At 43.1% G+C, this 23,363-nt stretch carries 22 protein-coding genes and 2 pseudogenes; 10 read left to right on the forward strand and 14 right to left on the reverse strand.

The features are described from left to right. Positions 1 to 72: 72 nt before the first annotated feature. On the reverse strand, positions 73 to 990 hold the full coding sequence (locus HWQ42_RS29520) for a LysR family transcriptional regulator (RefSeq protein WP_292738891.1): 918 nt from the start codon (positions 988 to 990) through the stop codon (positions 73 to 75). Between the two features lie 130 nt (positions 991 to 1,120). Here HWQ42_RS29520 and HWQ42_RS29525 point away from each other — a divergent pair, with 130 nt between their 5' ends. The 5 genes from HWQ42_RS29525 (at position 1,121) to HWQ42_RS29545 (ending at position 8,130) form a co-directional block, all read left to right on the forward strand. Beyond that, positions 1,121 to 1,999: an NmrA/HSCARG family protein gene (locus tag HWQ42_RS29525; RefSeq protein WP_292818198.1), complete on the forward strand. Its 879-nt coding sequence runs from the start codon at positions 1,121 to 1,123 to the stop codon at positions 1,997 to 1,999. A 568-nt stretch (positions 2,000 to 2,567) separates the two neighbouring features. Continuing rightward, positions 2,568 to 3,560: an ATP-binding cassette domain-containing protein gene (locus HWQ42_RS29530; protein WP_292818202.1), complete on the forward strand. Its 993-nt coding sequence runs from the start codon at positions 2,568 to 2,570 to the stop codon at positions 3,558 to 3,560. Next, a complete protein-coding gene (locus HWQ42_RS29535) occupies positions 3,557 to 4,375 on the forward strand; it encodes an ABC-2 family transporter protein (protein WP_292818206.1) in 819 nt (272 codons plus the stop codon). The genes HWQ42_RS29530 and HWQ42_RS29535 overlap by 4 nt, the downstream gene beginning before the upstream one ends. Positions 4,376 to 4,716: 341 nt before the next feature. Next, complete coding sequence (locus tag HWQ42_RS29540; RefSeq protein ID WP_292818209.1) at positions 4,717 to 5,463, forward strand: ABC-2 family transporter protein; 747 nt, start codon at positions 4,717 to 4,719, stop codon at positions 5,461 to 5,463. A gap of 126 nt (positions 5,464 to 5,589) precedes the next feature. Beyond that, on the forward strand, positions 5,590 to 8,130 hold the full coding sequence (locus HWQ42_RS29545) for a penicillin acylase family protein (RefSeq protein ID WP_292818212.1): 2,541 nt from the start codon (positions 5,590 to 5,592) through the stop codon (positions 8,128 to 8,130). 103 nt (positions 8,131 to 8,233) lie between these two features. Here the strand turns inward: HWQ42_RS29545 and HWQ42_RS29550 are convergent, their stop codons facing one another. From HWQ42_RS29550 to surE, 13 genes and pseudogenes are all read right to left on the reverse strand, one after another. Further along, a complete protein-coding gene (locus HWQ42_RS29550; protein WP_292818216.1) occupies positions 8,234 to 8,917 on the reverse strand; it encodes a class I SAM-dependent methyltransferase in 684 nt (227 codons plus the stop codon). After that, entirely contained in the window at positions 8,895 to 9,245 is a 351-nt protein-coding gene (locus HWQ42_RS29555) for a low molecular weight protein tyrosine phosphatase family protein (protein ID WP_292818219.1), read from the reverse strand. The genes HWQ42_RS29550 and HWQ42_RS29555 overlap by 23 nt, the downstream gene beginning before the upstream one ends. A gap of 66 nt (positions 9,246 to 9,311) precedes the next feature. Next, positions 9,312 to 9,653, reverse strand: a complete 342-nt coding sequence (locus tag HWQ42_RS29560; protein ID WP_292738907.1) for a type II toxin-antitoxin system PemK/MazF family toxin — start codon at positions 9,651 to 9,653, stop codon at positions 9,312 to 9,314. After that, positions 9,646 to 9,837: a hypothetical protein gene (locus HWQ42_RS29565; RefSeq protein WP_292738908.1), complete on the reverse strand. Its 192-nt coding sequence runs from the start codon at positions 9,835 to 9,837 to the stop codon at positions 9,646 to 9,648. The genes HWQ42_RS29560 and HWQ42_RS29565 overlap by 8 nt, the downstream gene beginning before the upstream one ends. Positions 9,838 to 10,028: 191 nt before the next feature. Further along, positions 10,029 to 10,349: a retroviral-like aspartic protease family protein gene (locus tag HWQ42_RS29570; RefSeq protein ID WP_334812392.1), complete on the reverse strand. Its 321-nt coding sequence runs from the start codon at positions 10,347 to 10,349 to the stop codon at positions 10,029 to 10,031. Positions 10,350 to 10,591: 242 nt separating this feature from the next. Beyond that, positions 10,592 to 13,384 carry a preprotein translocase subunit SecA gene (gene secA / locus HWQ42_RS29575; protein WP_292818222.1) on the reverse strand — a complete coding sequence of 931 codons (2,793 nt, stop codon included), beginning with the start codon at positions 13,382 to 13,384 and terminating at the stop codon, positions 10,592 to 10,594. Positions 13,385 to 13,669: 285 nt separating this feature from the next. Then, on the reverse strand, positions 13,670 to 14,257 hold the full coding sequence (locus tag HWQ42_RS29580; protein WP_292818225.1) for a cytochrome C: 588 nt from the start codon (positions 14,255 to 14,257) through the stop codon (positions 13,670 to 13,672). Positions 14,258 to 14,618: 361 nt separating this feature from the next. Next, the gene (locus HWQ42_RS29585; protein WP_292818228.1) at positions 14,619 to 14,828 is read right to left on the reverse strand and encodes a hypothetical protein; all 210 of its coding nucleotides are present in this window, start codon (positions 14,826 to 14,828) and stop codon (positions 14,619 to 14,621) included. Continuing rightward, positions 14,818 to 15,076 (reverse strand): annotated as a pseudogene (locus HWQ42_RS29590) (hypothetical protein). The gene HWQ42_RS29585 and the pseudogene HWQ42_RS29590 overlap by 11 nt, the downstream one beginning before the upstream one ends. 274 nt (positions 15,077 to 15,350) lie before the next feature. Then, positions 15,351 to 16,259 (reverse strand): MoxR family ATPase, encoded by a 909-nt coding sequence (locus tag HWQ42_RS29595; protein ID WP_292818231.1) that lies wholly within the window; start codon positions 16,257 to 16,259, stop codon positions 15,351 to 15,353. A gap of 145 nt (positions 16,260 to 16,404) precedes the next feature. Further along, positions 16,405 to 17,472, reverse strand: coding sequence for a bifunctional riboflavin kinase/FAD synthetase (locus HWQ42_RS29600; protein ID WP_292818234.1), 1,068 nt, complete (start codon positions 17,470 to 17,472; stop codon positions 16,405 to 16,407). Between the two features lie 499 nt (positions 17,473 to 17,971). Then, a complete protein-coding gene (locus tag HWQ42_RS29605; protein WP_292818237.1) occupies positions 17,972 to 18,868 on the reverse strand; it encodes an MBL fold metallo-hydrolase in 897 nt (298 codons plus the stop codon). A 277-nt stretch (positions 18,869 to 19,145) separates the two neighbouring features. Continuing rightward, entirely contained in the window at positions 19,146 to 19,952 is an 807-nt protein-coding gene (surE, locus tag HWQ42_RS29610) for a 5'/3'-nucleotidase SurE (RefSeq protein WP_292818240.1), read from the reverse strand. 462 nt (positions 19,953 to 20,414) lie between these two features. Here surE and pheS point away from each other — a divergent pair, with 462 nt between their 5' ends. The 5 genes and pseudogenes from pheS (at position 20,415) to HWQ42_RS29635 (ending at position 23,325) form a co-directional block, all read left to right on the forward strand. Then, positions 20,415 to 21,407 (forward strand): phenylalanine--tRNA ligase subunit alpha, encoded by a 993-nt coding sequence (pheS, locus tag HWQ42_RS29615; RefSeq protein ID WP_292818244.1) that lies wholly within the window; start codon positions 20,415 to 20,417, stop codon positions 21,405 to 21,407. A 44-nt stretch (positions 21,408 to 21,451) separates the two neighbouring features. Continuing rightward, positions 21,452 to 21,667 (forward strand): hypothetical protein, encoded by a 216-nt coding sequence (locus HWQ42_RS29620; RefSeq protein ID WP_190730807.1) that lies wholly within the window; start codon positions 21,452 to 21,454, stop codon positions 21,665 to 21,667. A 35-nt stretch (positions 21,668 to 21,702) separates the two neighbouring features. Then, positions 21,703 to 21,948, forward strand: a pseudogene (locus HWQ42_RS29625) (type II toxin-antitoxin system YafQ family toxin); the annotation flags it as partial. Between the two features lie 63 nt (positions 21,949 to 22,011). Further along, positions 22,012 to 22,614 carry a Uma2 family endonuclease gene (locus HWQ42_RS29630; protein ID WP_292818247.1) on the forward strand — a complete coding sequence of 201 codons (603 nt, stop codon included), beginning with the start codon at positions 22,012 to 22,014 and terminating at the stop codon, positions 22,612 to 22,614. Positions 22,615 to 22,824: 210 nt separating this feature from the next. Continuing rightward, positions 22,825 to 23,325, forward strand: a complete 501-nt coding sequence (locus HWQ42_RS29635; protein WP_292818250.1) for a hypothetical protein — start codon at positions 22,825 to 22,827, stop codon at positions 23,323 to 23,325. Positions 23,326 to 23,363 lie beyond the last annotated feature (38 nt).

Consider the following 23,363-nt stretch of genomic DNA (forward strand, 5'->3'; position numbering starts at 1 on the left):
CCTGCGTCAGGTCTGAAGAGTTCAGCGCAATCTTTGCCGTTGGGCTAGTCATTCTTCCACTGGTTCGAGCTTTCAATCTACAACATCAACTCGCTTTAATGCACCTGTCAATTCTGTCATAAACTCAACAAAGACGCGAACTTTAGCACAGAGATAGCGTTTTTGCGGGTACAACACGGAGATCGGTAATCCAACTTGGGTCGCGTAGGATTGAAGAATTGGTTGGAGGTCTCCACGCGCGATCGCTTTGGCTGCGATAAATTTGGGAAATTGAACTACACCGGCTCCTTGAATGACCGCCTCTAAAATGACTTCTGAATTATCGAATCGCAGATAACTGTCAACAGAAAGGTCAATCGCTTTTCCATCTTGTTCAAACTTCCATTTAGGCTCTCGCCCAGTCTGTGGATAGATAAAGTTGACACAGCGATGCTGCAAAAGTTCTGTGGGTGTTGTGGGCGTGCCATACTGGGCGAGATACTGCGGCGAGGCACAAGTGATGTAGCGTGCAGTTGCCAGATGGTGCATGATTAAACGGCTATCACTGCTCATTCCAATCCGCACTGTCGCGTCAATACCTTCCTCAATCAGATCGATCGTGCGATCGTTAAAAGAAACATTCAGATTTAACTTTGGATATTGTGTGATAAATTGCAGCAGAGCCGGAGCGATATGTATTTTGCCAAACACAAAGCTCAGATCGAGCCGCAATGTTCCGAGCGGCATTGATTGCGATTGTTTGACTTCGAGTTCGGCTTCTTCCAAATCGTTGAGAATTTGCTGACAGCGTTGATAAAATCGGTTGCCATCTTCGGTCAGCGTCAAGCTGCGAGTTGTTCGCTGGAGCAAGCGCACCCCCAAGTCATCTTCCAAGCGCAATACGGCTCGACTCACGGCTGAAGGAGCCATACCTAAGTGTCGTGCTGCTTCCGAAAAGCTGCCAGATTGAGCGGAGCGGATAAAGATCATCAGGCTTTTCAGCTTGTCCATTAACCGAAACGCATCTTTGAATTTTTTACACAACTGTTTTGAATTTTAACTACTTTTTCTCTTTTGCTGCACAAGCTACTGTTTAGACAAGATAAATTTCAAATACACAAACAGCATTAAAAAAACAGACATGACACAGCAAACAACCGCAGAACAAATTATCTTAGTCACCGGAGCCACGGGCAATCAGGGCGGCGCAGTGGCGCGTCATCTTTTAAAGCGCAGTAACTTCAAGGTGCGTGCCTTTGTGCGCGATCCAAACAAGCCCGCCGCCCAAGCACTCCAACAAGCGGGGGCAGAACTCGTAACAGGAGACTTCAGCGATCGCGCTTCTGTTGATCGCGCTTTGCAAGGTGCTTATGGCGTTTTTTCGTTGCAGACCTTTCTTACTGAAGGTGGATTAGAAGCCGAGATCCAAGATGGCAAAGCGATCGCAGATGCAGCTTCATCGGCAGGCATTCAGCATTTCGTCTACAGTTCAGTGGGAAGCGCAGAACGCAACACGGGCATTCCACATTTCGAGAGCAAGTTTCAAGTCGAAGAATACATTCGATCGCTTGGTTTGCCCTACACGATGATGCGTCCAGTTTTCTTTTTCTATAATTACAACACGATGCGTCCGATGATTGAGAAAGGAACGCTTCTCCAACCGCTCAGTCCTGAAACGAAATTGCAGCAACTTTCCGAAGAAGATTACGGGAAAATGGTCGCTTCTGTGTTCGAGCGTCCCGCAGAATTCTTGAATTGCCAAAAAGAAGTCGCAAGTGTAGATATGACGATGACAGAAATTGCTGCTGCATTCAGCCGCGTTCTGGGTAAAACTGTCAACTACCAACAAATTCCGTTTGAAGCGTTTGAGCAGCAAGTCGGAGAGGAAGTAACCACGATGTATCGCTGGTTCGAGAACGTCGGCTACGGAGCGGATTTAGCGCAGTTGAAACGTGACTTTCCTTCCCCAAGCGACTTTGAATCCTATCTGCGCGACCATGACTGGACAAAATCAGATTAAAGCGCGTCTGATGTCAGGTCAAAAATGTGAATTGACAATTACACCCCGATTAGAACTGGAACCTGCTAACTGGTTATAAGTTGGTATTTGAATCCTGACTGTTTGTCCAGATGTCACGATAGCTGAAGAAAGATATCAAATATAGCGGTTCCCAATTGCATGGAATACAGACCTAACCCCCAGCCCCTTCCCTTCAAGGGAAGGGGAGTAAGATTCATGCTATATATTTACCTACAGGTACTTAATAGAAGTTCCCCAACAGATTTTAATCATTAGCAATAATACTTCATTTCTCCCTCTTCTTATGCTAATCCTACAATGCATTTGCCGAGGGAGTATTTCTTTGTATTGGAATGTAGATTGATACTTCTAGGGTGATTCTTGGCATGGGTATTGCATTGGCAATTTACTTATTATTAAATGATATATCTCGAAATTTATCATTCCCCTAGCGATCGCGCCGACATTGCTCACTTCAGCTACCTCTATCAAGACAATTCTTAATCCAGCCCAGCTCATTTTTGCCCCCTGCCTCCCGCTTTTCTTCGCAATAACAGACTAACAAAATATGTCTCACATTCTTGTCGAAAATCTCAGGAAGACTTTCTTTGTGTCTGAACGTTCCTCTGGGCTTTTCGGTTCAATACGAGGACTTGTGCAGCGAAAAACAAAAGAAGTTTATGCCCTCAAAGGAGTTTCGTTTTCCCTGGAGAGAGGAGAACTTGTAGGATACATTGGCCCCAATGGAGCCGGTAAATCGACCACGATCAAAATTTTAAGCGGTATTCTCGTACCTTCCAGTGGAAAATGCCTAATTAGTGGACGAACTCCTTGGAAAGATCGAATTAAGCACGTTAATCGTATCGGTGTAGTGTTTGGTCAAAGAACACAACTCTGGTGGGATTTACCAGTGATAGAGTCTTTCGATTTGCTGCGGGATATTTATCGCGTTCCCCAATCGGAATATCGCCAGACACGCGAAGAAATGATTGATTTGCTTGGTCTTGGAAGCTTTCTCTCGACATCGGTGAGACAGTTAAGCCTTGGTCAAAGGATGCGATGTGACTTTGCAGCCGCAATGCTTCACAGACCGGAAATTCTTTTTCTTGATGAACCCACCATCGGGCTTGATGCAGTTTCCAAGCTTGCAGTCAGAAAATTTATCAAAGCGCTAAATAAAACTCATCAAGTAACCACCATCCTAACTACCCATGATATGGATGATATCGAGGCATTGTGCGATCGCATAATAATTATTGGTGGAGGTGAAATTCTTTGTGATGGAACTTTAGCAGCACTGCGTTCTCAAGTTTCCTCGCGTCGGTACTTAAAAATCGACCTAGCAAACGATGATTTCTTCTTTGAAGAAGAAGGAGTCAGTATTATCTCTAAAGAAGGTCGCACCGTAACTCTAGCCTTCGATCCCACAAAGCTTTCTGCTGCGTCTTTGATTAGCCAAGTTACCTCGCAACACGAAGTAGAGGATCTTTTTGTGGAAAATCCACCCATTGAAGAGATAGTTGCTGAACTTTATGCAATTTCAGCCGGAATTATCCCATGAAAGCATATTGGTCACTGTTTGTTGCTAGATTTACACTGCTGTTGCAATACCGTGCTGCTGCTTTGGCTGGCGTTGGAACTCAGCTTTTCTGGGGGTTAGTGAAAGTAATGGTTTTACAGGCATTCTTTACTCATACAACCTCTGCTCAACCTATCACTTTTCAACAAGCTGTAGGATATGTGTGGCTGGGACAGGCGTTTCTGATGGCGATTGTCCCTTGGGGAGGTGATAGAGATATTCAAGAACTTATCCGAACTGGTGCTGTCGGATATGATCTTCTCCGACCCACAGACCTTTATAATTTTTGGTTTACTCGCGCATTGGCACTTCGTACAACGCCCCTGATACTTCGTAGCTTTCCGCTTCTTGGTGTCACAATTTTTATTTTTCCCCTTTTAGGGCTTGATGAATGGTCGCTTTCTTTTCCACCCTCCTTTGCTTCTTTTGTTGCCTTTTTTCTCTCTTTTATTGGCGCAATTTTACTTTCGTCTGCATTGACTATGCTTCTTACTGTATCAATGATGTGGACAATTTCGGGCGAGGGGATTAATAGTATTCTACCTACTCTTGTTAGTATCTTCTCTGGCATGATTGTTCCTTTGCCACTTTTTCCTGAGTGGAGCAAGCCTTTTTTGAATGCACTTCCTTTTTCAGGACTAATCGACAAACCTTTTCGTCTTTGTACTGGTAATCTTCAACCAAACGCCCTATTTAATGTTTTGCTGCATCAAGCTTTCTGGATAGTTGTCATTATTATTATTGGGCGTATCCTTGTGAAACATGGCATCAAAAAGCTTGTAATTCAAGGAGGATAAGTAAATAATTTGTACCTCGGCTTCTCTACGAGACGCTACGCGTAGCTTGCTTCCCCGAAGGGGTACGCTCGACAACCTAATTCGTAATTCGTAATTTTTTAAGAAGGAAGATAGATTATACCAATTTAATGTGAAGCTGCACTAAATGAGTAAGTCTCTATTCTTGGCGCTCTTCTCTAACGAGACGCTACGCGATGGCTTACTTGGCGGTTCGTTTAATATTTTGTGCATCTTCATACAGAATTGGTATTAGGTAATTTATTTTAGATAAAAATTACAAAGCGATTATGAATGAGTTTTTGCTTTACCTTCGATATATTTCTGTATCTTTCAAGTCGCAAATGCAGTACAAAGTTTCCTTCTGGCTGCAAGTAATAGGGCAGCTTTTAGTAACTGCTGTTGAATTTTTTGGAGTTTGGGCACTTTTTAGTCGTTTTAATAGTATTGGTACGTGGACTTTGAATGAAGTTGCTCTATTTTATGGAATAATTAATATTTCTTTCGCCTGTGCTGATGCCCTTGGAAGAGGCTTTGACTCATTTTCAACAATAATTAAAAGTGGAGACTTCGACCGTTTACTTGTTCGTCCACGTACCACAGCACTTCAGCTTTTAGGTAAAGAATTTACTTTGAAACGAATCGGAAGATTTTTTCAGGGAATGGTTGTTATGTGGTGGTCACTTTCATCACTCCATATCCCTTTAACTTTTAAAACTTTATGGCTTTTGGGTACTTCATTTCTTGGTGGGGTTGCGCTTTTTGTTGGCATTGTCATTATGCAAGCAACCATCACCTTCTGGACTATTGAATCTCTCGAAATTATGAATATCCTCACTTATGGAGGAGTCGAAACGGCTCAGTACCCTCTGGCAATTTATAGCAAGTGGTTTCAGCGATTCTTTACTTTCTTGATACCGCTTGCTTGCGTTAGTTATTTTCCTTTGCTTGCAGTACTTGAAAAAGAAGATGCTTTTTTAGTGCCTTTATGGTTTTGTTATGTCTCACCAATCGCAGGCATTATCTTTCTGATGGTTGCGCTTCAGCTTTGGAAAATAGGAGAGCGATACTATTGTTCTACTGGCAGCTAGTACAACAAAATTTTAACTGTGTACTCAGGCGTATTTTAAATGAACAGATCACACTTTTCTAAAGATTCTGATTTAATACCTTGTAGTATTGCCTGATTTCACTAAACAATGCCACAAGAAGCTCAAATGAAAAACTCCAGGAAAGGTTGGTTACGTAAAAGACTCAAAATTACTCTGATTTTCCTGTTAGTGCTAGGGCTATTGTTAGTGGGATTTGCTACCTACACCGTGCGCCAATCCTTTCCGCAAGAGAGTGGCACAATTCAACTACCTGAACTGAAAGCCGAAGTAACTGTCCAGCGTGATAAATGGGGAGTTCCCCATATTTATGCTGCCAACTCCCACGATTTATTTATGGCGCAAGGTTATATCCATGCCCAAGAACGCTTTTGGCAAATGGACTTTTGGCGACACATTGGTTCTGGGCGACTCTCAGAAATGTTTGGTTCTTCTCAAGTTGACACTGATAAATATCTGCGGACAATGGGTTGGGCGAGGGTGGCGCAGCAAGAAATTCAGGAAATTAATGCAGAGATGAAGGCATACCTGGAAGCTTACGCCGATGGTGTCAATGCCTATTTGACAGAGCATCAAGGTAGCGCCCTGAGTCTAGAATACGCTGTGGTAAAGTTTCTCAATCCTGGGTATAAGCCAGAACCTTGGCAAATACTGCATTCTCTGACTTGGGGGAAGGTAATGGCTTACGATTTAGGCAGAAATTTCGAGAGCGAAATTGAACGTGCTATTTTGCTCAAAACTCTTACTCCTGCTGAAGTAGAAGAACTTTTTCCACCATACCCTCAAGACTTGCCAGTTATTTTACCTGAGTTGCAGCAAGGAGAAACAGCAGGGGAAGAGAGGAACAAGAATGTTGAAGTACTTCTCAATTCTCCAGATGTATTACCTGCTTTAGAGTCAATTACTAAGCCGATGATAGCTTTAGAAAAACTCATTGGGCCTACGGGAACAGGTATTGGCTCAAATAACTGGGTGATATCTGGTCAGCGAACCACGACAGGTAAACCTATCTTGGCGAATGACCCCCACTTAGGTGTGCAAATTCCCTCTATTTGGTACGAGGTTGGTTTGCACTGCACACCGAAGAGTGCAGAATGTCCCTACAACGTTTCTGGCTTTTCCTTTGCGGGAATGATTGGAGTAATTATCGGTCATAGCGATCGCATTGCCTGGGGTGTCACCAATGTACAATCTGATGTGATGGATTTATACATCGAGAAAATCAACCCAAATAACCCCAATCAGTATGAGGTAAATGGCAAATGGGTTGATATGCAACTCGTGCCAGAGACGATTCAAGTAGCAGGAAGTCAGACGATTGTCCAAACGGTACGCTATACCCGACATGGGCCGATTCTCTCTGATGTTTCGCCCAATCTAAAGGATTTCAAGCCAAGTAAGTCACTAGAATTACCGCAAAATTACGCCGTAGCCCTACGCTGGACAGCCCTAGCACCTTCTAAATTAGGGTATGCCATTCCCCAAATCAATCGCGCCCAAAACTGGCAAGAATTCCGCACTGCTGCTAGTAACTATGATGTCCCGGCTCAAAACTTGGTTTACGCTGACATTGATGGCAATATTGGCTACCAAATGCCTGGTAAATTCCCCATCCGCGCTCAGGGAGATGGGCGTTATCCCGTTCCTGGTTGGACGGATGCTTATGAGTGGCAAGGCTATATTGACTTTGAGAAATTGCCCAAAAGTTTTAATCCACCTCAAGGTTATATTGCTACTGCTAATAATTTAGTTAACCGTGAATATCCTTACCTGATTACCGCAGACTGGGTTTATGGCTATCGAGCAAAACGCATTGTTGAAATGATTTCACAACAAACGCAAGCGATTTCTTTAAAGGATGTACAGCAGATACAGGGTGATAATCGCAATTTAAATGCACAAACATTAGTGCCACTACTAAAATCTATCACTGTTGATACACCCCGCTTACAAGCAGCCCAAAAACTGCTGCAAGATTGGAATTTGCAGTTGGAAATGACATCGCCTGCCGCTGCTCTGTTTGAAGTATTCTGGAAACACTTGCTAGCAGATACGTTTCACGATCAGTTACCTGAAAAGTACTTTCCTGATGGAGGCGATCGCTGGTATGCTGTGGTAGCAAATCTGGTCAAACAGCCCAATAGTTCTTGGTGGGACAACCGCAACACCCCGAAAGTCGAGAATCGTGACCAAATCCTGCGGCAGTCCTTTATAGAAGCTGTGGATGAACTAGAACGAATTCAAAGCAAAGACCCGAACAACTGGAATTGGGGCAAGCTGCATACCATTACTTTTCGGAATGCCACCTTGGGTAAATCTGGGGTTGCACCGATTGAAGCTTTATTTAATCGTGGTGCTTTTGCTACATCTGGCAACGGCGAAACAGTAAATGCTAACCGATGGAGAGCAAATAAATCCTTTGAGGTGACAGATATTCCTTCACTGCGGATGATTGTAGATTTGGGAAATTTGGATAACTCAGTAGCAATTCACACCCCTGGACAATCAGGCCATGCTTTCCATAGCCACTACAACGATATGGTTGAACCTTGGCGCAAGATTGAATACCACCAAATGTTATGGGAATCAAAGAATGTTACAGAAAATACGACTGCAACACTGAAGTTAATTCCAAAATTGGCAAAGTAATTATAGGACTTACGCAAGAACTCTCTGAAACTCTTATTTCTCCGTGCCCTCTGCATCCTCTGCGGTTCGATTTTCCGTTACCTGTGCGTAAGTCGTGAATTAGTTAAATATTTGGTCGATAACCACCAAAAACAGCAAAGCTAAAATTTTTGTACCAGCAATCCACATTTTGAAATCCAGCCGCTTCTAAGCAGCTAAGTTGAATATCAAGGGTTGCCATGCGATCGTATTCCATACGTTTTTGTGCAGCTTTGAGATCCTCTTCTGAGATATTCTTCGCGCGGACAGAATCTAGCCAGTGTTGACGGTAAAGTTGTTCTAAATCAGGCGTTTTACCGAGAACTTGATCGGCGTTAATAAATATCCCTCCAGGATTGAGAACATCATAAATCCGTTGATAAAGAAGTTCTTTGTCAATATCTGACAGATGATGAATCGATAAGGCAGAGATTATCAGATTATATGAATCACCTAAATCAGTCTCAATGTAGTCACCAATTAAGATTTTAGGAGATTTACTCATTTTGCTAAATCTCAACTTAGCTTTTTCTAACATCTCAGGGGCTAAGTCTAGCAAGGTGAACTCTGCATTCGGGAAAACGGACTGAACCATACCTGAGTAAAGTCCAGTACCAGCACCCAAATCTAGAACCTTCAGAGGTGCAGTGTAATCGTCTGGGATGATTTCAACGGCAGTTTTGTAAAAGTCATTAAAACAGGGAATTAAAACACGACGTAAGTTATCGTAATCTCCTGCGGCAGAATTAAAAGCTTCTTGAATATTCATTTTTTATTTTTAATAGAGGTAAAACTTTCTGTTTTAATAACTCAATTAAAGCTGGTTCCATATATTCATATTCATCTGGTATATCTAAACATATAATTTTTTTATCTTTCAGGAAAGGCTGAAAATTTTTGGATAGTTTATTTTTATGGGATTTTTCCATCACAAAGATAATGTCAGCCCATTGAATAGCCTCTGTTGATAATGGTACTTCGGTATGGCGATCTAAACCTGCCGAGTCTGTTTCAAATCCTTCATATTCAGAAAATACAGCCTCGGCGGTAGGACTTCGCAATTTATTCTGGCTACAGATAAATAAAAGCTTTTTCATTAATTAATATGAAGCGATAGTATTTTATAAACCTTTGAATCCAGGATTTTTATCTATATTAAGTTGCTACTCATCACTCTCAAAATCTCTCTCTTCTAATCCCAGCCAAAAGAGTAATACTTTTTCAACTTCAACGAGTTGTTCTAGTGTTAAGTCTCCCAACTTTCGGAGTAGCTTTGCATGTGGAATTGTAATAATATTTTGTACGTCAAACACTCCTGCTCGGAGAAAGTTTACCTTTAGCGCCACCTCAAATCTTGAACCGCGTGAGCTAGTCGTATGAGGAATTAGGGTTGCTAGCGCTCGATCTTGCTCTAGTGCAGGAATACTGATAATTAAGCATGGTCTGACTTTTGCTGTGTAGCCAAGATCGACAAGCCAAACTTCTCCACGATTAGGGCTACTCATCAGAAGCTTCTTGCCGATCTAACTCCAAAAAAAGTTCTTCTGCATTCCAAACCAAATCTTCATTAGACAAATATGGAAAGTCCAAATGTCTTACCCTTTTTAAAATCTCCAGAGCTATTTCCAGTCTCTCTGACTCTGGCAGACGATCAAAGGTGTTTAATAATTCTTCAACTGGAGCAGTCATGACTCTCTTCATTAGACACTCCAGTAGCATAGCACGACCCTATATAAACCTTCTGTGAGATGAGATTGCTCTATAGACAAGTTTTTAAATTATTCAACGATCGCAGTAAATGAGCGATCGCACCACAGACTACGCCAAGTATAAGCGATCGTATCGTGCAACCCTTTTAATATTTAATCTAGAGCGATCACTTACAATACACTCAGATAAGTTTGCTCAGAATTCATCGGTAAAACCCGCAACTTCCGATTTTTCAGGTCTGGTTCTAACCCTAAAACTTCCATTGGTGTTACACCTAAAAGGGCATAAGGTACTTCTGTGAGTTCCAGACAATCAAAGGTTCCTTGACGCTCTGCAATACTAAGTTCAACATCTCGGAAAATTCGCCCCTGCTTAACTCCAGCAGCAGTTTCTACCTGGGCTTCTCCACCTTGGACTAAACCTAGTTGACTAATAATGTTAGCAGGTAAACACAGCAAAGTTGCGCCCGTATCAACTAAAACATCATCCAGAGTATAAAAGCAAACTTACTCCGAAGAAATAAAGCCTCTTTGAGCCAAAACTCGATCAATTCGATTAGTGACAGTGAGGGTAACTATTACTTGCCCCATTAGCTTACCCTGAAGATTTGGTAGTATCAACTTACCCATTTCAGCAAACTCCTGAAAACAAAATATTTTTGAGAGATGCCTTAAAACACAAAGACGCAAAAGCACTCTCTGCACCTCTGCGTCTCTGCGTGATATATCTCCTACTACACCATCTCAGACGAAGGTTGCACCATCTGCTGCGGCTGCGGCTGGAACATGAACAACGAGTAAACCACATCTCGGCGAATGTTAACCATCATATCCAAGAAGAGTTCGTAACCCTCGCTCTTATACTCAATCAGTGGATCTTTTTGCCCGTAACCACGTAATCCCACCGATTCGCGCAAGGCATCCATTTGTTGCAGGTGTTCCCGCCACAGGGTATCAATGCGTTGCAAGATAAAGAAGCGTTCAGCTTGGCGCATCAGTCCGGGTTGAACTTGGTCAATTTGCGCTTCTTTGAGGTCGTAAGCAATTCGTACCTGTTCGTGGAGGAAGGCTTTAATCTCGCTGACGGTGATATCTTCTAATTGACTCGCTTGTAAATCCGCTAGCAGATAGACGAATTCTTTGACTTTCTCAACCAACTTTTCTAACTCCCACTCTTCCGAGGGTAAGTCTACGTTGATGTAGTAGTCAACGATGTCATCCATCGTTTTTTCGGCGTATTTAATCACCTGTTCTTTCAAATCTTGACCTTCTAGAACTCGGCGGCGTTCGGCGTAAATAGCACGACGTTGATTATTCATCACCTCGTCATACTCAAACACCTGCTTCCGAATGTCGTAGTAGTAGGTTTCAACTTTTTTCTGTGCGCCTTCCAAACTGCGGGTAAGCATCCCAGATTCGATGGGCATATCTTCTTCCACTTGGAAAGCATTCATTAACCCAGCAACGCGATCACCACCAAAAATCCGCAGTAGGTTATCCTCTAAACTGAGGAAGAATCTTGTGGTTCCAGGGTCGCCTTGTCTTCCTGCACGTCCCCGCAACTGGTTGTCAATCCGCCGTGATTCGTGGCGTTCTGTACCAATTACGTGCAAACCGCCGATACCCACTACCTCATCATGTTCGCGGGTAGTAAATTGTTCGTATTCCTGCTTGATGCGGTTGTAAGCTTCCCGCAATTTCTGAATTACAGGGTCATCAATGGGAGCTTTTTCTGCCGCTACAGCTACCTTGTCTTCAGCTTCCAATTCGGGTAAACTGCGTTCACCATACTCACGCACTGCAATTTCTACTGCATCTTTGAGTAGTTTCTCGGTTTCTTTTGTCAACTGAGTCGGGAAAATTTCTGGCGAAGCCCGCCAAGTTTTGACTTTCTTACCAGGGACAAAGCCTTGACCACCGCCATGTCCTGTAGGCAATCCGGCTGCTCTTTGCACGCCAAAGGCATCTTCATCTTCTGGCATGACGATCCGGGGCATAAAGTATTCCCGCAGCTTTAGACGCGCCATATATTCGGAGTTACCACCCAGAATGATGTCTGTACCTCTACCAGCCATGTTGGTAGCAATAGTAACAGCACCTTTTCGTCCAGCTTGGGCGACAATTTCCGCCTCACGTTCGACGTTTTCAGGACGGGCGTTAAGTAATTCGTGAGGAATCGCCAATTCCTTCAGCAGCCTACTCAGAAGTTCAGATTTTTCTACACTAGTGGTTCCTACTAATACAGGTCTGCCGAGTTGGTACATTTCGGCACATTCTCTGGCGATCGCCCCCCACTTACCTGCTTCTGTCTTAAAGACCATATCAGATAAATCTTCGCGTCTGCGATCGCGGTTGGTGGGAATTACCGCAACTTCGAGTTTATAAATTTTTTCAAATTCTGGTTCTTCGGTTTTTGCCGTTCCTGTCATTCCACCGAGTTTTGGATACAGCAAGAACATATTTTGGTAAGTAATTGTCGCGAGAGTTTGAGTTTCTGGCTGAATCTCTACGTGTTCTTTCGCTTCAATCGCTTGGTGTAATCCATCACTCCAACGCCGTCCGGCTAGCACCCGACCAGTAAATTCATCCACAATTACTACTTCATCATTGCGGACGATGTAATTTACATCCTTGAGGAAAAGTTCCTTAGCTTTAATTGCATTGAAAATGAAGTGTGCCCAAGGATCTTCTGGGTCAAATAAATCTGTGACTCCCAAAAGATTTTCTGATTCCGCAAACCCTTCGTCTGTCAATAGCACGTTACGAGCTTTTTCATCCACATCGTAATGCTCGTCTTTTTTGAGTGTGAATGCTATTTCAGCGGCTTGCAGATATTTTTCTGTAGGTCTTTCTACCTGCCCGGAAATAATTAGCGGTGTCCGCGCCTCATCAACTAAAATCGAGTCCACCTCGTCAATTACGCAATAATTAAACGGGCGTTGTACCACATCTGCCATTGATGTCGCCATGTTATCCCGCAGATAGTCGAAGCCGACCTCGCTGTTGGTAACATAAGTGATATCGCAGTCGTAGTTTTTCTGGCGTTCACTAGGAGTCATGCTTGACTGAATTAGCCCCACACTCAGCCCCAAGAACCGATGCACCTGTCCCATCCATTCAGCGTCCCGACGAGCTAGGTAATCGTTTACGGTAATGACGTGTACACCTTTACCAGTAAGGGCATTTAAGTAACTTGGCAAGGTGGCAACTAGTGTTTTACCTTCACCAGTTTTCATCTCGGCAATTTGCCCCACGTGCAAAATGATACCGCCAAGGAGTTGGACATCAAAATGCCGCAAGCCTAATACTCGCCGTGCTGCTTCCCGGACAACGGCGTAAGCTTCTGGCAAGATGTCATCTAGGGTTTCGCCTTTAGCGAGCCGTTGTTTAAATTCGACGGTTTTACCTTTTAACTCATCATCGGAAAGAACCTGAATTTCTTCCTCTAAAAGGTTAATTTCAGTAACAGAAGGTTGATATTTTTTAAGCTTACGAGCGTTGGGGTCGCCCAACAAAAGTTTTAGCATGGCAGATTATAGAACTGAATCAAGGGGGATGGGAATTAAAGGGTCGGCATTGATTATAAACATTTAACCCAACCCAAACGTCTTGGTTGTGGATGGGTGTGAAATGAGAATTACCTCAAAATCAGGATAAAAACTAGCCAATCATTTAATAAACTGATTGGTTTTAACTCTTATCTTATATTTACTCTTTCTTCATAGTATCATTTTGCCCCCAGATGGGGCCAGAGAGGGTGTGGGGGATAGAGTTAGAAGTTAAGAGTTATGAGTTATGAATTTTTCAACTCCTCACTTCCACTCTGCTGTCAGGCGGCGGAAATTGTAATCATTAGCACTGGGATGACAGCTGACACAGCTGCCAACCTGGACGGGACGTGGTAACTCAACTCCTGGGTGCAAAGCTTTGAAATAACGCGAGTTGTTGAGGCGATATGGTGTTTCTTCGTCGTCTAGCTGCACACGGGAGAAAGTCGAAAGATATTTCCACACCAAGATGCGTTGCGGATCGACTAAAGGCTGGAGTTGTGCGCCGTAGTGCTGCGAGTCTTGCAGGAGATTTTTCCAAGTTTGGGTAGGTAAAATAGCTGGTGGTATGGCAATGTGACATCTGGAGCAATTTTCTAAATACAGTTCTTGCCCCAGTTGGTATTGTGCAGGTACTACGTCAACAGTGCCAATTTCAGCGGGAGGAGTCGCACTTTGGGCGTTAGTTGCCAAGGCTAGAAGCCAGCCCATAGCTAAACTCCACGTTACAATCACCAGAAGTAAACCGAAAAATTGGCGTTTGAATTCACGTTCGGCGCTTTGCTGTACTGCTTGGCGTTGGCGTAGCCCGCCGTAGGCATCGCGGATTTTGCGCTTAACAAAAATTGACATTCCTCACATTCCCAAATATTTAAAAGTGGCGCTTGTGCTAATCATAAGACTTACGCAGTATTAGCAATGTTTCAAGTTTTGTGTAAGTAGTTTTGTCAAGCAACACATCTTTTATATCCACAACAGTAATATAAATATCTATTCAGCGCATCACTGACTATGCAAGGAAAAATGTTCTAGTAGTTTTAACTTGACTCACTAGAAAAATCAGCCACAATATCTCCGATTTCATTTGCACCAATATCTTCTCGGTCAGATTTGAAATAAATCGTTAGTAGCAAAATACTTATAGTTGACTCAACTTGATAAATCAATCGGTATCCAGCACTCTTACCTTTTTAGATACTACTGTTACGAACTCTCACCTTTTAAACAATAATATACGCTTTAGCAATTTCCGCGTGCGTAGGCGTAGCCCGCCGTAGGCATCGCCGACAAAATTTCCTTGCTGTAATTGCTCGATAATCGGTTGAACATCAGAGCGAATGTTGCGAAATCTTTTTGATAGTCTGTAAAGTTCCTGCTCAAACTCATCAGAAAATCGAATTAAAACCGTATGATCACTCTGCATCAATCCTGTCCCATAGCTCGCTAATTGGTCTAGTTTGACCAGTTTTTGCTTGCTGTAAGGCTCTCCTCAAACTAGCTTTAATCTCCTCAATGGGTGTAATCATCAGGGTCAAGATCTTCTGCTTCTGCTTGTTCTTGAACCAACACAATTACCCGAACCTGATCAGGATAAGTGTTTCCCTGAATCGGCTCATCTAGAACTAGGTTTCCTTGAGAGTCAATCCTGCCGATAACTTCGATCGCTTTCATTTATTCTCTACCTAATTTTGTAGGATATCCTAACACGCCCAAATTCCAGCAGGATCAGGAAACTTAAGTTCAGTCAAGTCTGACTATTATGAGGTATTTTCTAAAATGATGGTGCGAGCAACTTTCCCTGATAGTTTAGATGAATTGATACGCAATGTGCAAACTGATGCAGAAAGAACCGGAGTAAAAGCGTAAAAAAATATTTTCCCCAGCAAGAAATAGAGTTATCGCCATCTCGGATAGCTGTTTTTTAGCTCATCGAAGTCACATTCCCTTAAGGAATAGAAATTGATCGCAATAATCGCTCAACAACAGTCCTTGAATTGCGTCCTCCTCTCGGAATAAGACGATGGCAAAGAACGTGAGGGACGAGAAATTTCACATCATCGGGAATTGCATAATCACGCCCTAATAGAAAAGCTAGCGCTTGGGCAGCCCGTTGTAATGCTAATGTGCCACGCGGACTGACACCAAGAGCGATTTCCTCATCTTGACGTGTTGCCCGTACTAATTCGAGGATGTATTGTTGCAAGGAAGTTGCCACTTTTACTTGAGAGCAGAGGTAACGCAATTTCTGTACTTCTTCCAAGGTAATACAAGGCTGTAAATCAGCAACTTTGATACCATTTTGAAGATTTTGCAGCATCAGGAGTTCTTCTGCCTCAGAAGGATAGCCCAAACTCAGCGACAACATAAACCGATCCATTTGCGCTTCCGGCAGGGGAAAAGTACCTTGATACTCGATAGGGTTTTGAGTGGCAATTACAAAGAAGGGCTGAGGAACTGCACGAGAGACACCATCAACTGTTACCTGATGTTCCTCCATAACTTCGAGCAAAGCTGACTGAGTGCGGGGTGTAGCGCGGTTAATTTCGTCAGCTAATAGCACATTGGTAAAGACTGGCCCAGGAAGAAAAGTAAATTCGCCGCTTTTTGGGTTCCAGATGTTGGTGCCAGTAATGTCAGTTGGTAGTAAATCGGGGGTACATTGTAGCCTTTGAAACTTCCCATCAAGTGAACGAGCTAAGGATTTAGCAAGCAGGGTTTTACCAACACCAGGGACATCTTCTAAAAGAGCATGACCACCACCTAACAAGGCAACTAGCACTAAGCGTATTGCCTCAGCTTTGCCAACGATGGTAAGAGCCAGATTTTGTGTTAAAGCGTCGATTTTTTCTCTCATGCGTTGTAGGGATTGGGTACTGGGGAGTGGGGAATGGGGCGAATGAGGGAAGAGTTTTCACAATGCCCTATGCCCAATTTCCTTAAATACATTGTTCCCACTCAGAACTCCTAACTCCTAACTCCTAACTCCTAACTCCTAACTTTTAACTTTGCACTCCAGCACTCAAAACTTCTCTAGCAACAACGCAGTCAAGTTGAATTTGTGTTTTCAGGGCTTCGAGAGAAGGAAATTTTTGTTCGGGGCGCAAAAATTTAACTAGCTGCACAGCCAGTTTTTTACCATACAAATCACCAGACCAATCGAATAAATGTACTTCCGCAGACGAATAAGTACCGTTTACAGTTGGACGATTACCGATATTCATGACGCCCAAGTTCTCACTATGAGTAGTATCTGATGTTTCACTGAGAGTGAAAACGCGGACAGCGTAAACTCCTTGGCGAGGCAAAAACTTTTCTTTTGGTAGTTGGAGGTTGGCGGTGGGAAAGCCAATTGTTCTGCCCAATTGTTGACCTTGAACGACATCACCAAGGAGGGTGTAAGGTCGTCCTAGTAATAGATTTGCGTTTTCGATATCTCCCTGCTCAAGGGTTTGGCGGATCAATGAAGTGCTAATGCGGGCATCCTGAGTTGGAGTAGTACTGACGCAATTACTTTGGGTGGGCGAGTCACCTGTATAAGTTTGCAAGGGAACGATGGTAACGGGAATATTGTGCTTGGCAGCGAGTAATTGCAAATCTTGAGCAGTACCACTGCGCTTTTCGCCAAAACAAAAATCCTGTCCGATGCTAATTCGTTGGCATCGCAGTTGTTGCACGAGAATTTTTTCGACAAATTCTTCGGGGGTCAACGCAGACAATTCTTTGTCAAAGGGTAGTAATACCAGTTGTTCTACCCCAAGCGATCGCAATTGTTGGACTTTTTCATCTAGTGGCGTTAACAAAGTCCGGGGTTGCCCCGTAAAGAATTCCTGTGGATGGGGGTCAAAGGTAACAACTGTTGAGTAGGTATATTCTTGATTTGTCAGTTGATTTTCCTTTGACTGCGGACTACTAGCTACTGACAAGGCGTGCAAGACTGGTTGAATTACCCTTTGATGACCAAGATGAACACCATCAAACTTGCCAAGGGCAACAGCAGTCGGCGTTAGTAGCCCTTCGCTCGAAAAAGCAACCCGCACAGAACACCCATTTTTAGACAAATTTAGCACGTGGATTCTGAGATTTTAGGTTTATTTTAGCTATCAGCAGGAAGCTACCCTATGGTAAACCGCCTTCAGGAGGATATTCACCAACTGCCCATGAGGTCTTGTGCTATCAGCCAGGGCGTTTGCCACCCGTTTTAGCTATCAGCCAAAAGCCTAACCCAAGAGAAGCCGCCCAAGATAGTTTCTTGTGCCATCAGCTTGACAGCTAATTGCTAAGTCCAGATAACCCCAACCCCAAATACCAGAGCTAAAAATCTAGTTTTGTGTTGAGACTTCGACGAGGTTTTAACGCGACCATCAGCCGCAATCTGAGGGCGTCTGTGGGTGTCTGGGCTGTTGGTGAATCTATAAATTTTGTCCTCCTGTTGTCGCCCTGATCCTGTGTCGGCGTGACAACTCTGGGCAGCGCTGTCTCACCGTACAGCCAACAGGTACGCTCTCGCGCTGAAAGCCTCTGATCACCAATCTAATCTAAAATCTCCAATTCCTCCGATCGCAATCTTTAAGTAGAAAGTTTACTAACAGGAAAAGATTCTGATAAGGCAACTGAAGTGGGAATCTGAAGTACCAATCCTTCCCTTGCCATAATAGCCCCAGGAAATTTCGCAGCTGCTTCTTTGCCGACACGATCCAAAAAGTCGTCATCATGCGCCGGATCGTGGTGGTAAATCACCAGAGTTTTGACGTTAGCAGCTTGTGCCACTTTCACCGCTTCTTGCCAAGTAGAATGTCCCCAGCCAATTTTCGGAGATTTTGGCGAGTGATATTCCTCGTCTGTGTAGGTAGAATCGTAAACCAAGATATCGGCATTACGAGCTAGCCACAGCACATTATCATCGAGTCGGTCGGGAAAATGTTCGGTATCAGTGATGTAAGTAGCAGCACCACCACGCCAATTGACGCGGTATCCTACGGCTTCACCTGGATGGTTTAAAGGAGCTGTTTCTACGATCAAGTCATCGATGTGGATTGGTTGCCCCGGTCGAATGTCGTAGAAATTTAAATTAGCTTGCATAATTTGCAAGGGTACGGGAAAGTTGGGGTGCAACATTTGATCGTTGAGGCGCTGTTCTATGGTAGAACCATCAGGTGCGATCGCGCCGTAAATATGAAATTCATTCCCCTTTACAAACCCTGGCGTAAAGAAGGGAAAACCTTGCATATGATCCCAGTGAGAGTGGGTAAAAAATATGTGAGCTTCTAACGGCATTTGGCGCAACAGAGATTGCCCCAAAACATGTAGTCCCGTGCCAGCATCGAAAACTAAGCGTTTATCGCCCGCTTGCATTGATATGCAAGGGGTATTGCCGCCGTAACGAACAGTGTGTGGCCCTGGGCTGGGGATGCTGCCGCGAACGCCCCAAAATTGTACGGTAAATTGATTCTCTATCCTAGACATGGGTGTTGCTTGCTGGACTGAGCGGGCGATAAATGAAAGAATTGTTACTTATTTTGTCTAAGTTTATGCTGTCTCTCCGATTTTGCTACAGGGAGGATTTCTTGGTAAAACAGCATATCCTGTTTCTGGCTGATTGTGTAAATGTGAATGAAATACGTCAGTGAGAATTTCCCAGGTTTTGGGGTAAATGTGTATCAGTTATTTCAAGAGTGCCCCTACGTTATAGCCTACATTTTTCCGTGATGCATTTGAATAACCACATTTTTGTCTTGATAAATCAAATGATTCCAGGAAAATTGAATTCCCACTCCGATAATTTCTCTAATCCAGTTGCGTAAGTAAGATTGTATTGTAACGGAGTAATACTGATGTAGTTTTTACGTACAACTTCCACATCTGTAGGTACATTTTGAGGCAGATTTAATCCGCTTGGGGGTTCCACATCCTCAATTACCTCTCCGGTTAACCAGTAGTACGTTTTTCCACGAGGATCGACTCGTTTATTAAATACATCAATGTAACGCCGTATGCCTTGACGGGTGAGAGCAACTCCGGCAATTTCTTCCCATTTGACCGCAGGAATATTGACGTTGAGCAACATTAAATCTGGCAGGGGTTTTTGGGCTAACTGGTCTACGAGAACTGTGGCAAACTTAGCAGCAGCTTGAAAGTCTTTAGATATGTGACTCATAAGACTCAGCGCTACACTGGGAATGCCTTCAATTAAACCTTCCATTGCCGCAGAAACAGTGCCAGAATACAAAATTTCAGTTCCCAAATTTGCACCTTGATTAATACCAGAGACAACCAAATCGGGGGGAGTTTCCAGCAAAGCCCACAGTGCCAATTTGACGCAATCTGAAGGTGTACCATCACAAGCCCAAGCTTTGACAGCAGGATGAAAAATCTCTTCAACAATTTCGGCGCGAATGGGTTGGTGTAAAGTTAACCCGTGTCCAGTTGCCGATCGCTCTCGATCTGGGCAAACTACACTCACATCATGGCCAGCCTCTGCCAAGTAGTTGGCTAGGGTACGAATCCCTAGGGCAGAAATGCCATCATCGTTGCTAATTAGTAATTTCATGGTCATTAGTCATTAGTCATTGGTCATTAGTCACTTGTACTGAGCGTACCCCTCAGGAGAAGCAAGCTACGCGTAGCGTCTCGTAGAGAAGCCGTTGGCGCAGCCTCTCGTAGAGAAGTATTAGTTAGTCATTGGTCATTAGTTATTAGTTATTTGTTATTAGCCATTTGTCAATGTCTGAGGTCACAAGCAGCAAAAAAATATTTATACTCGCTAGATAGTGTGGCGGAATTTTGCCTATCTTTAAGACAAATTGCTCAATCCTCAAGTCTGGTTAAGTGAGATGTTAGCTGGATTTACACGCCCGCTGTACTAGCCCAATTGTCTATAACTGATAAACAGAGATTTGGTTTCAACCCTCACCTTTAGCTGATGTTAATGGTATGACTGTAAGTTTATTTATCGACCGATTCACAGCTTTTGACTATAGACTAATGACTAATGACCAATGACTAATAACTAATGACTAGCAATTTAGAAGCTCAACTTTTAGCACTGCGGCAAGAAGGAGAAAAAGCGATCGCAGCCGCCGACACCTTAGAAAGTCTGGAAGAACTCAGAGTTAACTATCTGGGTAAAAAAGGCGAACTGGGGGCACTGTTGCGAAGTATGGGGCAAATGAGTGCAGAGGAACGACCGAAAATTGGAGCGATCGCCAATACAGTCAAAGAATCCTTGCAAACTAGTCTAGACCAGCAACGCGTCGCCCTCGAAGCCGCGCAAATTCACCTCCAGCTAGAGGCGGAAACTCTGGATGTAACTATGCCGGGTATTTACAGCCCCCAAGGTCGCATTCATCCCCTCAACGGCATTATAGATCGGGCACTGGATATCTTTGTCGGTATGGGCTACACCGTGGCTGAAGGGCCAGAGATGGAAACAGATTATTATAATTTCGAGGCTCTCAACACCCCGCCCGATCACCCCGCCCGTGATATGCAGGATACTTTTTACCTGCCAGATGGGAATCTTTTACGCACTCATACCTCGTCAGTACAAATTCGTTACATGGAAAGAGAAGAACCACCGATTCGGGTTGTGGCTCCAGGGCGAGTTTATCGGCGAGATAATGTAGACGCGACTCACTCAGCAGTTTTCCATCAAATAGAACTTTTAGCCATTGATGAGGGACTAACTTTTACAGACCTCAAAGGCACAATTAAAGTATTTTTACAAGCAATATTTGGCGATTTACCTATTCGCTTCCGCGCCAGTTATTTCCCGTTTACTGAACCTTCAGCTGAAGTAGATTTGCAGTGGAATGGTCGCTGGCTGGAGGTGATGGGCTGTGGGATGGTCGATCCAAATGTACTTAAGTCTGTGGGTTATGACCCAGAAGTTTATACAGGGTTTGCTGCCGGTTTTGGTGTAGAACGCTTTGCAATGGTGTTACATCAAATCGATGATATTCGTCGCTTGTATGCTAGTGATTTGAGATTTTTGCAACAATTTTAGGCATACGTAATAGTTATGTACTGCAAGCAAGGTAACAATAAACAATGACCTCAGTTTCCAGGTTAGATCAAGTTCTAGAAAGCATCGAAAACTTATCAGTAGATGAACAAGAAACATTAATTGATCTGATAAGTCATCGGTTGGCAGAACGGCGGCGTTCTGAAATTGCTGCTAATATCGCTCAAGCACAAGTAGAATACCAGTCGGGAAAAGTGTTCCGTGGTACAGTTACTCAAATAATGGATGAGTTACGCAAGTGAGAACTGTAGTTCTGGCATCATAGTTTAAACGAGCATTTAAGCGATTGGTACGACGACAGCCAGAATTACAAGAGCGGATTGGAGAGCGGTTAGCACTACTAACCGCCGATCCATTTCATCCATTGTTGCAGACTCATAAACTTAAAGGCAAACTGTCTGGAGCTTGGGCGTGTTCAGTGGATTATGATTGTCGCATTGTCTTTAACTTTGTGCAAAATATAGAATCTGGGGAAGAAGAAATTTTGCTAATTGATATCGGCACTCATGATGAAGTGTACTGAATTGTAAGTCCGGTTTTAGTATTTTCCTACTGACTAATTTTGGATTTAGGATTGAATAATTCAATGACTGCAATCACTAGCAAACGTCTAACGCTTGAGGAATATTTGAAGTATGACGATCGCACGGATAGCCAATATGAACTGGTAGCAGGTGAGTTAGTTTCCATACCACCTGAAAGCCCAAAAAATATCCAGATATCTCTATTTTTGCTGGTAAATTTCCTCAAGTTTGTTCCAGTTAATCGGTTGAGTAACAAAGTTGAAATTGTTGTTGCTGGTTCTCGTGCGACAACTCGCATTCCTGACTTAGTTGTGCTGACGGATGAACTTGCAACAGCCTTAGAAGGTGCAACGCGATCCACAATTACTCTGGATATGCCTCCTCCTGCTTTAGTTGTCGAAGTTGTTTCTCCTGGCAAAGCTAACGAAGATCGGGACTATCGCTACAAACGTTCCGAGTATGCCGCAAGGGGAATTGCTGAATATTGGATTGTTGATCCACAAATAAATTCAGTTACCGTACTGATATTAGTTGACGGGTTTTATGAAGAAACCAGATTTACAGGAAATAGTGTGATCGCTTCTACTATTTTCCCAGAATTACAACTAACTGCCGAGCAAGTACTCAACGCCGGAGAAAGCAATGCGGATAATGCCATTTCTTAGTTTAAATTTAAAAGGCAGACAAACGAAGCAATTTGAGAGGTGCGATCGCGCAGTTTTCTTACTTAGTTGCGGCTGAAGAAGCTACTTTATTGTACAAAAACCTTGCTTGAGTACAGTTACTCCATTCATTAACTGCAATTACGATTGCTTTCGTCTCAATTTCAGGGCAACATATCTTATAGTAAATCCTGTAATCATAAGATACTAAAGATGAATAGGAGAGATTTAATAGCTAGAGGATATTTTCCAAAAGAACTGCCTCCTCCTTTTAATACAATTTCCCTCGCTGACTTTGCTACTTCTAGTAAAATAACATTTCCACGTTACCCTAAGAGAACTGCAAAAATTTATAGTCATAACCATGTTAAATACAACTCATTAAGAAGAAACTTAGGTATTTTAAATCCAGTATTTTTCTTAGAAATTTCTGATTTATTAGATACTCATTGGTCTACAGTTAATCAAATAACAAAACGTTCTAATTTTTCAAAAAGTAAGCCTACTCATACTCCTCATCCACAACGTGAGCGTTCTATTTCACCTGTTCTAGATTTCTACTTAATTCCTGTTAAAAGAGCTAAAAATAGGATAGCCGGGCGATATATATTACATACAGACATTTCTCGCTTTTATCAATCTATTTACACTCATAGTATTCCTTGGGCAATACATGGAAAATCATTGGCTAAACTACAAAAGACTCATCCTTAATATAAATAACATGGGATAATAAAAAGCTGGAGTAAAAA

This window comes from Nostoc sp. JL23, assembly GCF_017115065.1.
Taxonomy (GTDB): Bacteria; Cyanobacteriota; Cyanobacteriia; order Cyanobacteriales; family Nostocaceae; genus Nostoc; species Nostoc punctiforme_A.